Genomic DNA, 14,365 nt, shown 5'->3' on the forward strand with positions numbered 1-14,365 from the left:
CGGCGGGGCCACCCCGTGCGCGAGGATGGGCGCCATGAACGCCATCATTTCCGCATCCGAGCTGGCGGCCGAACTGGCCGGAAACCACGCGCCCGTGGTCCTCGACGTCCGCTGGCAGCTCAGTGTCCCGACGGCGGGTCAGCCTCCCTTCGACGGCCACGCCGCGTACGCCACGGGACACGTCCCCGGCGCCGCCTTCGTCGACCTGGACCGCGAACTCGCGGGCACCGCGGGCGCCTCGGGCCGTCATCCGCTGCCCGACCTCGACGCCTTCGGCGCCGCGATGCGCCGCGCGGGTGTCTCGGCGTCGACCCCGGTGGTCGTGTACGACGGAGGGCAGGGCTGGGCCGCCGCGCGCGCGTGGTGGCTGCTGAGCTGGACGGGTCACCCGGACGTGCGGGTCCTCGACGGCGGGTTGCCGGCCTGGGAGGGGAAGATCTCGGCCGACCTGCCCGCGCCCGCAGAAGGCGACTTCACGCCGGTCCCCGGCGCGAAGGGGCTCCTGGACGCGGACGGCGCCGCCGCGCTGGCTCGCTCAGGGGTCCTCCTCGACGCGCGCGCGGGGGAACGGTACCGGGGCGAGGTGGAGCCCATCGACCGGGTCGGCGGCCACATCCCGGGCGCGGTCTCGGCGCCCACCACCGAGACGGTCGGACCCGACGGCCGCTTCCTGCCCGCGCAGGACCTGAAGGACCGCTTCCGGGGCCTGGGAGCCGCCGACGGCACCGAGGTCGGCGTGTACTGCGGCTCGGGCGTCTCGGGGGCGCACGAGGTCCTCGCCCTGGCGGTCGCGGGCATCCCGGCGGCCCTGTACGTCGGTTCCTGGTCCGAGTGGTCCTCCGACCCGTCCCGCCCGGTCGCGGTGGGACCGGACCCGCAGTAGGGCGACAGCAGGGGGCCGCGCGCGGGGGAGAGCGCGGCCCCGCAGGGCAGCGGTCGGTCGCGGGGAGCGGCCCAGCCCGCGGCACCTGACGAGGCGGCGGCTTCTGGGACCCCCGCGCGCTCGCGCGTCGCTCCGAAACCTGGTCTCCGGCGTACGCGCGCGAACGTCAGAGACCAGCATCCCGCGCCCGCGCGCTACTCCTGCTTCTTGCGCCGCGTCCCGAAGACGATCTCGTCCCAGCTCGGGACAGCCGCGCGGCGGCCCGGACGGACGCCGTCGGCCTCGGCCTGGCGGTCGGTGGCGCCGATGAGGCGGTCGCGGTGGCTGCCGACGGAGCGCGGCATGAGGACGTCCGCGTAGGCGGAACCGGCGGACGCGGCGGGTGCCGGGGGCTCCTCGACCTCGGCCTCCTGCTCGGTCTCCTCGGTGTCCTCCGAGGGGCGCTCGGGTACGACCATGTCGCCCCGGAAGCTCGGTACGGCCTCCAGGAGGCTGGTCAGCGAGTCCCGCTCGGCCACCGCCTCGTCGGCCGGTTCGGGCGCCGGCGCGGGCAGCGCGGGGCGCTCCCGGTCCAGCGGGCGGTCCCGGGGCAGCCGGGCGATACGCGGCACGAACGGAAAGCTGGGCTCCGGCGCGGCGAGGTCGTCGGACTCGCCGATCAGGGACCGTGCCTCGCTGTCGACGGCCTGGACGAGCCTGCGCGGCGGGTCGTACGTCCAGCTCGCGGAGTGGTGCTCACCGGCGACCCGGTAGACCAGCATGACCTCCCAGGTGCCGTCGTCGCGGCGCCAGGAGTCCCACTGGACGGTGTCCTTCTCGGCGCCGCGCAGCAGCAGCCGTTCCTGGACGGCCTCGCCGAGCTGGGGGCCGGCGTTCTCACCGGGGCGGCGTACGGGCGTCTTGCGGGCGCGTTCGGCCATGAAGGCGCGCTCGGCGAGGACGGGGCCCTCGAAGCGGCGGACACGGTCGACGGGGATGCCGGCGAGCTGTGCGACCTCTTCCGCGGTGGCACCCGCGCGTATGCGCGCCTGGATGTCACGGGGGCGGAGGTGGCTCTCCACCTCGATCTCGATCTGGCCGAGCCGGGGCCGGTCGCCGCGCACGGCCGCGCGCAGACGCTCGTCGATGGGGAGTGTGTACTCCGTCGCGTCGGCAGCTTTGAGCACCAGCCGTGTTCCGTCATTCGAGACGGCCACGACCCGCAGTTCGGGCATGGGGACCTCCCGGGTGGTGCCTGCCGACGTCACGTGCGTCGCTGCTTCCGCTAGTCGAGTGTGGCCTGCCCGGGTGCAGCCTGCCACAACCTTGCCGAGTTGCCCGGCGTGTCGGACGCGGGCCCTGGATCGCCGTTATGGCACGGTTACCCATTCGCCACGCTAAGTGACTGACCCCGTCACCCTGTGCAACTGGTTCCCCTCCTGGCGGTCCAGCAAGGCCCCGGACACCCTGTAGGGAGGCCGGGCCCAGGGCTCGCAACAGTACTCCATTTGGGCCACGTGCGTGGATTGCCGCGCCCCTCAACTTCTCGCAAGAGGTGCGACTTGGCCGTGGATTCCCCTGTTTTCGGGATCTTGAACGTGGCGTACTTCACGGATCATCCGGAATCGGAACTATCGGTTACGTCCTGACGTCACCTTCTTGCGTGGATAGTCGATCAACTGTTGATCAAGTAGGGGAAAGGAAGGTTCGGTCCCGGCATGCGTGAAAGGCCCGATCTCAGTGTTCCGCAGGTCGCCGGGGGCGCGTTGGCCGCGGTGCTCGCCGCGAAACTCGCCTCGTCCTTCGGCGTGTACGGCACGATCCTCGGGGCCGGTGTCGTCAGCGTGATCGCCACCTGCGGCGGCTCGCTCTTCCAGCACTTCTTCAAGCGCACCGGAGAGCAACTGCGCGAGGCGACCACGACGACCGGCTCCCCCGAACAGGCCCCCGCCCGGGGCGCGTACTCGGCGGGAACGGTGCACCGCGCGCGGGGGCGAGGCCTGCGGCGTCCCGTCCTCGCGGCCGTCCTCGTCTTCGGCGTCACCATGACCGGGATCACCGCCTACGAGCTGGCGTCCGGCAGCGCCTTCAGCGGCGGCGGGGGAACGACCGTCAGCGACGCGGTCTCGGGCCGCGGTGCGCCGTCCGGGAACGCCACGGACCCGGACTCCGGGGACTCCTCGCGGAACCCCGGGAGCACGCCGTCACCCGGCTCTCCGGCCCCCTCCGGCGACACGCAGGCCCCTTCACCGTCGCCCTCGGGGGAGCCCTCGGGCGCGCCCCAGAACACGACCCCGAGCGCGACTGGCTCGCCGACGGAGGGCGCCGGCGAGGCGACCCCCGCGCCGAGCCCGTCCGCTACTGCCCCAACACCCTCCGCAGATAGTCGTTCTGGAACAGCCGATCCGGGTCCAGCCGGTCCCGCAGCGCGGTGAACTCCCCGAACCGCGGGTACACGCGCGAGAAGTACTCCACGTCCCGCGTGTGCACCTTCCCCCAGTGCGGGCGCCCCTCGTGCGCCGTGAAGATGCGCTCGGCGATCGTGAAGTACGCCTGGTAGGCCGCCCCCCGGACCATGTGGACGGCGACGTACGCGCTGTCGCGGCCGGACGCCGTGGACAGCGTGATGTCGTCGGCCGGCGCGGTGCGCACCTCGACGGGGAAGCTGACCCGCAGCCCCGAGCGCTCCATGGCCGTCCGCAGCTCGCGCAGCACCTCGGTGACAGCCTCGCGTGGGACGGCGTACTCCATCTCCACGAACCGCACCCGGCGCGGCGAGGTGAACACCTTGAACGGGATGTCGGTGTATGTGCGCGCGGAGAGCGCCTTGCTGGAGACCTGGGCGATCGTGGGGATCGTCGCGGGCACCGCCCTGCCGACCCACTGGGCGACCTGGAAGACGCCGTTGGACAGCAGTTCGTCCTCGACCCAGCCCTTGACCTGGCTCACCGGCCGGCGCGGGCCCGCGCTGCGGTTGTTGCGCTTGGTGTTGGTGCTGCCGGTGTGCGGGAACCAGTAGAACTCGAAGTGCTCGTTCTCGGCCCACAGGTCGTCGAACTCGGCGAGGACCCGCTCGAACGGCATCGGCTCCTCGCGCGCGGTGAGCAGGAAGACCGGCTCCACGGCGAACGTGATCGCGGTGACGATCCCCAGCGCGCCCAGGCCTATCCGGGCCGCCGCGAAGACCTCCGGATTCTCCTTCTCGGAGCAGACGAGGACCGAGCCGTCCGCCGTCACCAGCTCAAGTCCCTTGATCTGCGCGGCGATCGACGCGGACTCGCGGCCCGTGCCGTGCGTGCCGGTGGAGGCGGCGCCGGAGACGGTCTGCTCCATGATGTCGCCCATGTTGGTGAGCGACAGGCCCTCGCGCGCGAGAGCCATGTTGAGTCTCTTGAGCGGAGTACCCGCCTCGACCGTGACGGTCATGTTGTCGCGATCAATGTTGCGGATACCGGTCAACAGTTGAGGGCGGATCAACACACCGTCGGTCGCGGCGATCGACGTGAAGGAGTGCCCCGTACCGACGGCCTTCACTTTCAGGCCGTCCTCGGCGGCCTGCCGTACGGCGGCGGCCAGCTCCTCCACGGAGGCGGGCTCGACCTCCCGCGCGGGACGCGCGACGACGTTCCCTCCCCAGTTACGCCACGTGCCGCTCTTCCCGCTCGCTGTGTTGCTCAACGGTGCCTCCCCGACCCGTAGCCGGCCTGCTGAGCCGGCGGTACCCCAGGAAACCGACCACGACCGCGACGGCCCCGGACACCGCCGGAACCCCGTACCCCGCGCGCGCACCGGCCGCGTCGATCACCCAGCCGGCCACCGAGGAACCGAGCGCGACTCCGACCGCGAGACCGGTGCTGATCCAGGTCATGCCCTCGGTGAGCTGCGCGCGTGGTACGTGCTCTTCGATGAGGGACATCGTCGTGATCATCGTGGGAGCGATGGACAGGCCCGCGACGAAGAGCGCCACGGCCAGAAACGGCAAGTTTCCGACCAGTAGGAGGGGGATCATACTCACGGCCATCGCCACCACGCCCAGCAGCCAGCGCCGTTGCGGGGCCCCCGGGAGGCGCAGCAGGCCGAAGACGATCCCCGCCAGACAGGATCCGGCCGCGTAGACCGCGAGGACCAGGCTCGCGGCGGCCTTGTGGCCCCGCTCGTCCGCGAACGCGACGGTCACCACGTCCACCGCCCCGAAGATCGCCCCCGTCGCCACGAACGTGACCACCAGCACCTGGAGACCCGCCGAGCGCAGCGCGGAACCGCCGCCCGTACGCGCGCGGGGGTGCGGCTTCGGCTCGGTGGCCCGCTGGGCGGTCAGCCAGAAGACGCCCACCGCGAGGAAGCACGCCGCCAGCAGCGGCCCCGCCTCCGGGAACCACGCGGTGGACAGGCCGATGGAGATGATCGGCCCGAAGATGAAGCACACCTCGTCGACCACCGACTCGAACGAGTACGCCGTGTGCAGCTGCGGCGTCCCCCGGTACAGGGCGGCCCACCGCGCGCGGACCATCGCCCCGAGGCTCGGCACCGCCCCGATGCCCGCCGAGAACACGAACAGCGACCAGTCCGGCCACGACCAGTGCGCCGCCACCAGCATCCCGGCCGCCGCGACCAGCGCGACCAGCGTCGCCGGGCGCAGCACCCGGCGCTGGCCGTGCTGGTCCACCAGCCGGGAGATCTGCGGCCCGACCAGCGCGGCGGACAGCGCGATCGTCGCCGACAGCGCGCCCGCGAGGCCGTAGCGGCCGGTGAGCTGGGAGATCATCGTGACCACGCCGATGCCCATCATCGACAGCGGCATCCGCCCGACGAACCCTGCGGCGGCGAAGCCCTTCGTGCCGGGTGCGGCGAACAGTGCGCGATAGGGGCTGGCCAAAGCGGTCTCCGGTCGTACGGGGTGGCCGCACCCGGCCGGCGGCTCGGCGTGGTGCGGGTGGTGGCGGCTCTGCGGCACGGAGCGTCGTAAGGTGCCAACGCGGCCCGTACAGCTTACGGCGCGGGTCCCCCGTACGCAGCACACTTACCGGCCGTGAAAGCTCCGGCAGGACACCCCGCCGTTTCCCGGTTGTCAGTGCCGGGTGGCAGGATCGACCCATGTCAGACGCGCTCGATGCCACCCCCTACGACGCCCTGCTCCTGCTGTCCTTCGGCGGCCCCGAAGGTCCGGACGACGTGGTCCCGTTCCTGGAGAACGTGACGCGTGGGCGAGGCATCCCCACCGAACGCCTCAAGGAAGTCGGGCAGCACTACTTCCTCTTCGGCGGGGTCAGCCCGATCAACGACCAGAACCGCGCCCTGCTGGACGCCCTGCGCAAGGACTTCGCCGAGCACGGCCTGGACCTGCCGGTCTACTGGGGCAACCGCAACTGGGCCCCGTACCTGACGGACACCCTGCGCGAGATGGTCGTCGACGGGCGCCGCCGCATCCTCGTCCTCGCCACCAGCGCGTACGCCTCGTACTCGGGCTGCCGCCAGTACCGCGAGAACCTCGCCGACTCGCTCGCCGTCCTCCAGGCCGAGGGCCTCGACCTGCCGAAGGTCGACAAGCTGCGCCACTATTTCAACCACCCGGGCTTCCTGGAGCCCATGGCCGACGGCATCGTGGAGTCCCTCGCCGGCCTCCCCGAGGACGTCCGCAGCGGCGCCCGCATCGCCTTCTCGACGCACTCCATCCCCACCGCCTCGGCGGACACCTCCGGCCCCGTCGAGTCCCACGGCGACGGCGGCGCGTACGTCGAACAGCACCTGGAGGCGGCCCGGCTGATCGCCGACGCCGTGCGCGAGCGCACCGGCGTCGACCATCCCTGGCAGCTTGTCTACCAGTCCCGCTCCGGCGCCCCGCACATCCCGTGGCTGGAGCCCGACATCTGCGACCACCTCGAAGAGCTGCACGAGGCGGGCGCCCCCTCGGTGGTCATCGCTCCCATCGGGTTCGTCTCCGACCACATGGAGGTCCTCTACGACCTCGACACCGAGGCCAGGGCCAAGGCGGAGGAGCTGGGCCTGCCCATGCGCCGCTCGGCCACGGTCGGCGCGGACCCGCGCTTCGCCGCCGCCGTCCGCGACCTCGTCCTGGAGCGCGCGGCCACGGAGTCCGGCCGCGAGGTCACCCCCTGCGTGCTGGGCGCCCTCGGCGCGACCGCAGACCTCTGCCCGGTCGGCTGCTGCCCCGCCCGTGCCCCCAAGCCCGCCGCCGCGGGCGCCGACAGCCCCTACGCGTGAGGAGCCCCATGCCCGACGAGACGCTGTACGACGAACTTCTCCGCCTCGCCCAGGAGGCGGCCGACCAGGCGGGTACCCTCCTGCGCGACGGCCGGCCCACCGACCTCGCGGTCGCGCACACCAAGTCGAGCCCCATCGACGTCGTCACCGAGATGGACATCGCGGCCGAGAAGCTCATCACCGGCCTGATAGGCGGGCACCGCCCCGACGACGGCTTCCTCGGCGAGGAGGGCGCCTCCGAGGAGGGCACCTCGGGCGTCCGCTGGATCATCGACCCGCTCGACGGCACGGTCAACTACCTCTACGGCCTGCCCAGTTGGGCCGTCTCCATCGCCGCCGAGCACAACGGCGAGACGGTCGTGGGCGTCGTCCACGCACCCCTGCGGGGCGAGACCTACCAGGCCGTACGCGGCAAGGGCGCCTGGGTCACCGGTGCCGCACAGGGCCCGCGCCCCCTGAAGGCCCGCGAGGCGGCGCCCCTGGAGCGGGCCCTGATCTCCACCGGCTTCGGCTACACCACCGAACGCCGCACCTCCCAGGCCGCGGTGGCCGCCGCGCTGATCCCCCAGGTCCGCGACATCCGCCGGGGCGGCTCGGCCGCCATCGACCTCTGCGACGTCGCTGCGGGCCGCCTGGACGGCTACTACGAACGCGGCCTGAACCCCTGGGACTACGCGGCGGGCGACCTCATCGCCCGGGAGGCCGGCGCACTGACCGGAGGACGCCCGGGAGACGCCCTCTCGACGGCTCTGACGATCGCGGCCCCGCCCGGGGTCTTCGAGCCCCTCCAGGCGCTCCTGGAGGACCTGGGAGCCTGGCGGGGCTGACCCCTCCGCGAACCCCGGCGGCACCCTCCGCAGCACCCCGCGAGAACGCGAAGAACCCCCGGCGCTGGATTCACCGGGGGTTCTTCACGTCAGGCCGACATCATCAGCCCCTGGAACCGCTCAGGCACCGACCTCGACGCCGTGCTCCGCGGCCAGCCGCCGCAGATCGTCGAGTTCCGCCTGTTCCACCTCGACGAGGAAATCGTCTCCCTCGTCGCGAGCACGGCTCAGGTCCGTTTCGGTCGCCCTTATGCGCTGGAGGAGTCCTGCGGTGAACGCGTCCATGCTGCGCCCCCTCGTCCTGGGTCGTGGGTCGATGGCACGGGGGTGTGCCAGTCGGAAGGGGCGATCACGTCTGCGGCAGATGCCCAGCACACCGGACGCGCTGGGCGGCGACGGTGCCGAGCACCCACGTCCGCTCTGCGAGACGAAACGAAAGCGGCCGTACCGCACGGGGGTGCGGCACAAGCAGAGTGTGATCGCGGGGTGTAACGCTTCCTCCCCCCGCTCCCTTCCACGGAAACCTCAACCCGGCGAGAAAATCTGGCATTCCCGGGCTCCACACCTTCATTTCATCCGGCGCTCACCGGACCTCCGCCTGCCGCCCGCTCCCGCCTTACAGCCGACTTATGGCCGAAAAGGGCAGGATGGGGTCCACACACCATGCAGATCCCTGCCCGCGCGCCCCAAGGCGACACCGGAGCGCTACGCGGGTGGACACAGGAAGGACAAGCGACGTGCGCGTACTCGTCGTCGAGGACGAGCAACTGCTCGCCGATGCGGTGGCCACCGGACTGCGCCGGGAGGCCATGGCCGTCGACGTCGTGTACGACGGGGCGGCTGCCCTGGAGCGTATCGGCGTCAACGACTACGACGTGGTCGTCCTCGACCGTGACCTCCCGCTCGTCCACGGCGACGACGTCTGCCGCAAGATCGTCGAACTCGGCATGCCCACGCGCGTGCTGATGCTTACGGCGTCCGGCGACGTCAGCGACCGCGTCGAGGGCCTGGAGATCGGCGCCGACGACTACCTGCCCAAGCCCTTCGCGTTCAGCGAGCTCATCGCCCGCGTACGCGCGCTGGGACGGCGTACGAGCGTGCCGCTGCCGCCGGTCCTGGAGCGCGCGGGCATCAAGCTCGACCCGAACCGCCGCGAGGTGTTCCGGGACGGCCGCGAGGTGCAGCTGGCGCCGAAGGAGTTCGCGGTGCTGGAGGTGCTGATGCGCTCCGAGGGAGCCGTCGTGTCGGCGGAGCAGCTCCTGGAGAAGGCCTGGGACGAGAACACGGACCCGTTCACCAACGTCGTACGCGTCACCGTGATGACGCTGCGCCGCAAGCTCGGTGAGCCGCCCGTCATCGTCACCGTGCCCGGTTCCGGCTACCGGATCTGATCCACCGTGGCCGCGACACCCGCGCCCCCCAAGGCGCCCCCGAAACCCACCTGGGACCCCCGCCGCCCCGAGATGCCGTTCCCGTGGCTGCGTCCGACGATCCGGATAAGACTCACGCTGCTGTACGGCGGCATGTTCCTGATCGCCGGCATCCTGCTGCTGTCGATCATCTATCTGCTGGCCGCGCAGGCGATCAACACGGGCAACGAGCTGCCGTTCAAGATCGTCACCGGTACCCAGGTGAAGGTGACGAGTTCGTCCTGCCCGGCCGTCAACGCCGCGACCAACGCGGACGGCGAGGTGTACCTGTCGACGTTCAACGCGGCGATCAACGCCTGCGTCGACCAGCGCCGCCAGGACTCCCTGGACAACCTCCTCAGCCGCTCCCTGCTGGCCCTCCTGGGGCTCGCGGTGATCGCGTTCGCCTTCGGGTACGCGATGGCGGGCCGGGTGCTCACCCCGCTGGGCCGCATCACGCGCACCGCGCGCGCGGTCGCCGGTTCGGACCTGTCCCGCCGTATCGAGCTGGACGGTCCGGACGACGAGCTGAAGGAGCTGGCGGACACGCTGGACGACATGCTGGCGCGCTTGCAGCGGGCGTTCACGGCGCAGCAGCGGTTCGTCGGGAACGCGTCGCACGAGCTGCGTACGCCGCTCGCGATCAACCGGACGCTCCTGGAGGTCCACCTCTCCGACCCGAACGCGCCGGTGGAGCTCCAGCAGCTCGGCAAGACGCTGCTGGCGACCAACGAGCGCAGCGAGCAGCTCGTGGAGGGCCTGCTCCTGCTCGCGCGCAGCGACAACCAGATCGTCGAGCGCAAGCCGGTGGACCTCGCGGAGGTGGCCGGGCAGGCGATCGACCAGGTGCACGGCGAGGCCGAGACCAAGGGCGTCGTGATCCGGGGCGAGCGGCAGAAGGCCGTCGTCCAGGGCAACGGCGTGCTGCTGGAGCGGATCGCGCTGAACCTGGTGCAGAACGCGGTGCGCTACAACGTGCCCGAGGACGGCTGGGTGGAGGTCACCACCGAGGTGCAGCACGGGCAGGCGGTGCTGGTGGTGTCGAACACCGGTCCGGTGGTCCCGGCGTACGAGATCGACAACCTCTTCGAGCCGTTCCGGCGGCTGCGTACGGAGCGTACGGGCAGCGACAAGGGGGTGGGGCTCGGGCTGTCGATCGTGAGGTCGGTGGCGCGGGCGCACGGCGGGCACATCACGGCCCAGCCGAGAGAGGGAGGGGGACTGGTGATGCGTGTCACCCTGCCTCTCTGAGATCATGGGCCCGACACACGCGAGGGTGTTCGCTTTGCGCGGAATTTTCGGGGCTTCTTCCCCGTGCTCATGTGTGTGATCGATCACAAGGGCGAATTTCCGGCCATCTACTCACTGTGATCATGGGGACCGTACTAAAGCCCGGAAAATCCGGGTTTTCAGGGGTCCTGATGACGGGAAGTACACGGTGGGGCGCCTTTGAAGTGCGACATTCGGACCGTGTACGGTCCCGATCGCCATCCAACCCGATCACCCGTGAGGAGCCCGGTTGGGTGTCGATTGAGTAACAGACCTTGATGTGAGGCAAAATCTCCCGCTCAAGGCGGGCACAAGTCCGGCCTCTCACGCGTTACGAGCGCTGAGGACACCGCATTCACCCAGAGGGGGAGAGCGACCATGGCAACCGATTACGACACCCCACGCAAGACCGACGACGACGTCGATTCCGACAGCCTGGAAGAGCTGAAGGCCCGGCGGAACGACAAGTCGGCATCCGCTGTAGACGTCGACGAGTTCGAGGCCGCCGAGGGCCTGGAACTGCCCGGCGCCGACCTCTCCAACGAGGAGTTGGCCGTCCGGGTGCTGCCCAAGCAGCAGGACGAGTTCACCTGCATGAGCTGCTTCCTGGTGCACCACCGCAGCCAGCTGGCCCGCGAGAAGAACGGTCAGCCGATCTGCCGCGACTGCGACTGAGGGAGGGTCGGCCGTGACTGGCTCGACCTCTCCTCGGAAGCGCCGCCTCCCCCTGAGGAGAGCGGACCAAGGGTCGAACGACCCTCTCGGTGTACGTGACGACGAGCGAGGTTCATCCGACGCAGGATCGACCTCGCTCGAACCGGCGGCAGGCGGGGTTGACCACCCGGCGCCGGACAACAGCACCGCGGCCGTCGCCAGGCGGTCGGCCGCGGTGATCAGGGACAGGGCCCGCACCCTGGCCCGGGACAGCGTCCACAAGGGCCGCGGCCGGGCCAAGGCGGGCCTGGCGTACCTCGCCGACCGGGTCATCGAGAACGCCCCCAGAATCCCCGTACGCGACCTCCAGACGCTCCGCGGCCAGTTCCCCGGCCTCGGGCCCGAGGAGCTCGCCGACAAGCTCGTGGCGGGCGCTGCGAACGCGTCCGCGACCGTCGGCGCGGGCGTCGGCGCCGCGGCCATGCTCTCCGTCCCGCCCGCGATGCCCGCGGAACTCGCGGCGGAGATCACCGGCGTCGCCGCGGTCGAACTGAAACTGATCGCCGAACTCCACGAGGTGTACGGCCTGCGCCCGCCCGGCAGCCTCAAGGACCGCAGCACCGCCTACCTGCGCTCCTGGTCCGGCGAACGCGGCATCGAGGTCCTCAAGCCGTCCTCCGTGAACTCCGCGCTCGGCAGCCAGATGAAGCGCGAACTGCGCCAGCAGATCATGAAGCGCATGGTGCGCAACCTGCCGAACCTGGTCCCCTTCATGGTCGGCGCGGCCGTCGGGGCCGTCATGAACCGCAGGGACACCAGAAAACTCGCCGCGAAACTCCGCGCGGACCTCAGACAGCACCAGATCCCGTGGGACGCCCTCCCCGCGCTCCCGCCGCTGGAGAAGCCGAACGACCCGCTCGTGATCGACGAACGGGCCGAACGCAGAAACCTCAGAGACCGCTGGGGCCGCGGAGAACTGGGGCGCTGACGCCCTAGACGGTGGCTTCCCGGGCCTCCTTGAGGGCCTGCGCCAGGCGCTCCGGCTCCCGGGTCGACAGGTACAGGTACGGCGTCGGGTCTTCGGGGTCCGTGACGAGGACGCGCAGCGCGCCCGGGATGTACGCCCGCAGCAGCAGGTACGCGCGCGTGTCCGCCTTGTACGTCCGCCAGGCGCGCGCCTCCTCCTGGTCCAGGACCTCCGCCTCACCGAGCGCCGTGACCGGGATCTTCGCGTCCCCGGCGATCAGGAGACCGCCCACCACGCGGATGCGCGGCGACCCGTACGCACTGGCCACGACGGCCGCCGCCGCCGTACCGCCGACCAGGCCCCCGAGCAGCGGCAGCGTGCCGAACGGCAGCAGGATCAGGGCCATCGAGACGCCCACGAGGAACGACAGGAACCACCACGAGCGGGGGGCGGTGAGGCGTTCTTCGTACGGGGGGGTGGAGAGCTGCATGGGCCAAGCTTGGCACGGGTGAGCGACCGTGCCGGGTCCGGGGCGGGGCGCGCGGAGGTGACCGGTGGGTAAGAGCGGTGAGCACAGGGTGGCCGAGGGTGAGGGACGGGCGGGTAAGGTCTGCGGCTGTGAGTGGTACTTCCGCAGCTCTTCAGCCTCCGGCCGGCGCCCTGGAACCGGTGCGGCACCCCGACGCCCCCGCGCCCGGCGGGCTTCTGGGCACCCACTACGAACAGTGTTTCGGGAGCGGCGAGAGCCGCTCCCGCGAACTGCCCAGCTCGCCGGACAGGCCGCTGCGCACCGTCGCCGTCCGCGCGTACGCGCCTTCGAGGTGAACCCGTGAGCCGTGAACCCCTGAACGTCCGGATCCGGCGCGTCGACCCCGACGTACCGCTCCCGGCGTACGAACAGCCCGGCGACGCGGGAGCCGACCTGCGGACCACCGAGGACTGCGAGCTGAAGCCCGGCGAGCGGGCCGTACTGCCCACCGGGGTCGCCATCGCCCTCCCCGAGGGGTACGCGGCCTTCGTGCACCCCCGGTCCGGGCTGGCCGCCCGGTGCGGAGTCGCCCTCGTGAATGCCCCGGGGACGGTTGATGCCGGGTACCGTGGGGAGATCAAGGTGATCGTGGTGAATCTCGATCCGCGCGAGGTGGTGCGGTTCGAGCGCTTCGACCGGATTGCCCAACTGGTCGTCCAGCAGGTCGAGAGGGTCCGCTTCCAGGAGGTCGCGGAACTTCCCGGTTCGGCTCGGGGCGAGGGGGGCTTCGGGTCCACCGGCGGCCACGCCGCGGTGGGGACGACGGACAGCACGAGCGGTGACGCCGCCACAGGCGGCACAACGGGTGGGAATCGATACGCTTCGGTCGTATCCGACCGGGAAGGACAGTGACGTGTTCGGACGTCGCAAGAAGAAGGATGCCGCCGAGGGCGCGGCCGGCGAGGCCGAGCAGGTCGTCGACAGCGTCGACACTGAGGCGGACGAGACGGGCGGCCCGCGCGAGCGCGTACGGCTTGAACCCGAGCCCCGGCCCGACGGGCCCTGGGACGACACCGAGGTGAGCGACCCCGCCGAGGGCCGCGTCGACCTCGGCGGGCTCTTCGTGCCCGGCGTCGACGGCATGGAGCTGCGGGTCGAGGTCGCGGGTGACGCGATCGTCGCGGCGACCGTCGTGCTGCGCGACAGCGCCGTTCAGCTCCAGGCCTTCGCCGCGCCCAAGCGCGAGGGCATCTGGGGCGAGGTGCGCGAGGAGATCGCCTCCGGGATCACCCAGCAGGGCGGCATCATCGACGAGGTCGAGGGTCCGCTGGGCTGGGAGCTGCGTGCGCAGGTGCCGGTGCAGCTGCCGGACGGGCAGAGCGGGTTCCACGTCGTGCGGTTCGTCGGCGTGGACGGGCCGCGGTGGTTCCTGCGCGGAGTGATCTCCGGGCAGGGGGCCGTGCAGCCGCAGGCCGCCGGGCTCCTGGAGCAGATCTTCCGGGACACGGTCGTCGTGCGCGGCGAGGGGCCGATGGCTCCCCGCGACCCGATCGTCCTCAAGCTGCCGAACGACGCCCAGATGGTTCCCGAAGGGGTCCAGCAGCAGGAGGAGGGCTCGCGGTTCTCCGGGGGCATGGGGCAGTTGCAGCGTGGGCCGGAGATCACCGAGGTGCGCTGAGAGTTTTT

The 14,365-nt window shown here is 71.5% G+C and carries 15 protein-coding genes and 1 pseudogene; 11 read left to right on the plus strand and 5 right to left on the minus strand.

The window, feature by feature from the left end; translation table 11 throughout:
• Positions 1–34 precede the first annotated feature (34 nt).
• Positions 35–883 carry a sulfurtransferase gene (locus J8M50_RS35775; RefSeq protein WP_059044377.1) on the plus strand — a complete coding sequence of 283 codons (849 nt, stop codon included), beginning with the start codon at positions 35–37 and terminating at the stop codon, positions 881–883.
• Positions 884–1,077: 194 nt separating this feature from the next.
• On the opposite strand, the gene sepH is transcribed toward J8M50_RS35775, so the two are convergent.
• Positions 1,078–2,097 (minus strand): septation protein SepH, encoded by a 1,020-nt coding sequence (gene sepH / locus J8M50_RS35780; RefSeq protein WP_010353027.1) that lies wholly within the window; start codon positions 2,095–2,097, stop codon positions 1,078–1,080.
• Between the two features lie 483 nt (positions 2,098–2,580).
• On the opposite strand from sepH, the gene J8M50_RS35785 reads away from it, so the two are divergent.
• Complete coding sequence (locus tag J8M50_RS35785; RefSeq protein WP_029183755.1) at positions 2,581–3,297, plus strand: RodZ family helix-turn-helix domain-containing protein; 717 nt, start codon at positions 2,581–2,583, stop codon at positions 3,295–3,297.
• Here the strand turns inward: J8M50_RS35785 and J8M50_RS35790 are convergent.
• Together J8M50_RS35790 and J8M50_RS35795 are read right to left on the minus strand one after the other, a co-directional pair.
• Positions 3,221–4,540 carry a D-arabinono-1,4-lactone oxidase gene (locus J8M50_RS35790; RefSeq protein WP_029183756.1) on the minus strand — a complete coding sequence of 440 codons (1,320 nt, stop codon included), beginning with the start codon at positions 4,538–4,540 and terminating at the stop codon, positions 3,221–3,223. The two genes, J8M50_RS35785 and J8M50_RS35790, sit on opposite strands and share 77 nt — an antisense overlap.
• Positions 4,500–5,738: an MFS transporter gene (locus tag J8M50_RS35795; RefSeq protein ID WP_010353030.1), complete on the minus strand. Its 1,239-nt coding sequence runs from the start codon at positions 5,736–5,738 to the stop codon at positions 4,500–4,502. The genes J8M50_RS35790 and J8M50_RS35795 overlap by 41 nt, the downstream gene beginning before the upstream one ends.
• 218 nt (positions 5,739–5,956) lie before the next feature.
• On the opposite strand from J8M50_RS35795, the gene J8M50_RS35800 reads away from it, so the two are divergent.
• Entirely contained in the window at positions 5,957–7,084 is a 1,128-nt protein-coding gene (locus tag J8M50_RS35800; RefSeq protein WP_010353031.1) for a ferrochelatase, read from the plus strand.
• An 8-nt stretch (positions 7,085–7,092) separates the two neighbouring features.
• On the plus strand, positions 7,093–7,911 hold the full coding sequence (locus J8M50_RS35805; protein ID WP_010353032.1) for an inositol monophosphatase family protein: 819 nt from the start codon (positions 7,093–7,095) through the stop codon (positions 7,909–7,911).
• Positions 7,912–8,031: 120 nt separating this feature from the next.
• Here J8M50_RS35805 and J8M50_RS35810 read toward each other — a convergent pair whose 3' ends face one another.
• Entirely contained in the window at positions 8,032–8,196 is a 165-nt protein-coding gene (locus J8M50_RS35810; protein WP_010353033.1) for a hypothetical protein, read from the minus strand.
• Positions 8,197–8,648: 452 nt separating this feature from the next.
• Here J8M50_RS35810 and J8M50_RS35815 point away from each other — a divergent pair, with 452 nt between their 5' ends.
• The 4 genes from J8M50_RS35815 (at position 8,649) to J8M50_RS35830 (ending at position 12,231) form a co-directional block, all read left to right on the plus strand.
• On the plus strand, positions 8,649–9,302 hold the full coding sequence (locus J8M50_RS35815; RefSeq protein ID WP_010353034.1) for a response regulator transcription factor: 654 nt from the start codon (positions 8,649–8,651) through the stop codon (positions 9,300–9,302).
• A gap of 6 nt (positions 9,303–9,308) precedes the next feature.
• Positions 9,309–10,571 (plus strand): sensor histidine kinase, encoded by a 1,263-nt coding sequence (locus tag J8M50_RS35820; RefSeq protein WP_029183757.1) that lies wholly within the window; start codon positions 9,309–9,311, stop codon positions 10,569–10,571.
• 396 nt (positions 10,572–10,967) lie between these two features.
• Positions 10,968–11,264 carry a DUF4193 domain-containing protein gene (locus J8M50_RS35825; protein WP_003993510.1) on the plus strand — a complete coding sequence of 99 codons (297 nt, stop codon included), beginning with the start codon at positions 10,968–10,970 and terminating at the stop codon, positions 11,262–11,264.
• Positions 11,265–11,277: 13 nt separating this feature from the next.
• A complete protein-coding gene (locus tag J8M50_RS35830; RefSeq protein WP_075692730.1) occupies positions 11,278–12,231 on the plus strand; it encodes a hypothetical protein in 954 nt (317 codons plus the stop codon).
• A gap of 4 nt (positions 12,232–12,235) precedes the next feature.
• Here J8M50_RS35830 and J8M50_RS35835 read toward each other — a convergent pair whose 3' ends face one another.
• A complete protein-coding gene (locus J8M50_RS35835) occupies positions 12,236–12,700 on the minus strand; it encodes a DUF3093 domain-containing protein (RefSeq protein ID WP_010353038.1) in 465 nt (154 codons plus the stop codon).
• A 128-nt stretch (positions 12,701–12,828) separates the two neighbouring features.
• Here J8M50_RS35835 and J8M50_RS35840 point away from each other — a divergent pair.
• The 3 genes and pseudogenes from J8M50_RS35840 to J8M50_RS35850 form a co-directional block, all read left to right on the plus strand.
• Positions 12,829–12,951, plus strand: a pseudogene (locus J8M50_RS35840) (PaaI family thioesterase); the annotation flags it as partial.
• An 88-nt stretch (positions 12,952–13,039) separates the two neighbouring features.
• Positions 13,040–13,591 (plus strand): dUTP diphosphatase, encoded by a 552-nt coding sequence (gene dut / locus J8M50_RS35845; RefSeq protein ID WP_010353040.1) that lies wholly within the window; start codon positions 13,040–13,042, stop codon positions 13,589–13,591.
• 1 nt (position 13,592) lies between these two features.
• Positions 13,593–14,357 carry a DUF3710 domain-containing protein gene (locus J8M50_RS35850; protein WP_010353041.1) on the plus strand — a complete coding sequence of 255 codons (765 nt, stop codon included), beginning with the start codon at positions 13,593–13,595 and terminating at the stop codon, positions 14,355–14,357.
• Positions 14,358–14,365 lie beyond the last annotated feature (8 nt).

It is taken from the genome of Streptomyces acidiscabies (genome assembly GCF_020010905.1).
Lineage (GTDB): Bacteria > Actinomycetota > Actinomycetes > Streptomycetales > Streptomycetaceae > Streptomyces > Streptomyces acidiscabies.

Coding starts and splice junctions, on each gene's coding strand:
- J8M50_RS35785 (WP_029183755.1), top strand. CDS start 2,581: ATGCGTGAAAGGCCCGATCTCAGTGTTCCGCAGGTCGCCGGGGGCGCG.
- J8M50_RS35775 (WP_059044377.1), top strand. CDS start 35: ATGAACGCCATCATTTCCGCATCCGAGCTGGCGGCCGAACTGGCCGGA.
- J8M50_RS35805 (WP_010353032.1), top strand. CDS start 7,093: ATGCCCGACGAGACGCTGTACGACGAACTTCTCCGCCTCGCCCAGGAG.
- J8M50_RS35810 (WP_010353033.1), bottom strand. CDS start 8,196: ATGGACGCGTTCACCGCAGGACTCCTCCAGCGCATAAGGGCGACCGAA.
- J8M50_RS35835 (WP_010353038.1), bottom strand. CDS start 12,700: ATGCAGCTCTCCACCCCCCCGTACGAAGAACGCCTCACCGCCCCCCGC.
- J8M50_RS35825 (WP_003993510.1), top strand. CDS start 10,968: ATGGCAACCGATTACGACACCCCACGCAAGACCGACGACGACGTCGAT.
- sepH (WP_010353027.1), bottom strand. CDS start 2,097: ATGCCCGAACTGCGGGTCGTGGCCGTCTCGAATGACGGAACACGGCTG.
- J8M50_RS35800 (WP_010353031.1), top strand. CDS start 5,957: ATGTCAGACGCGCTCGATGCCACCCCCTACGACGCCCTGCTCCTGCTG.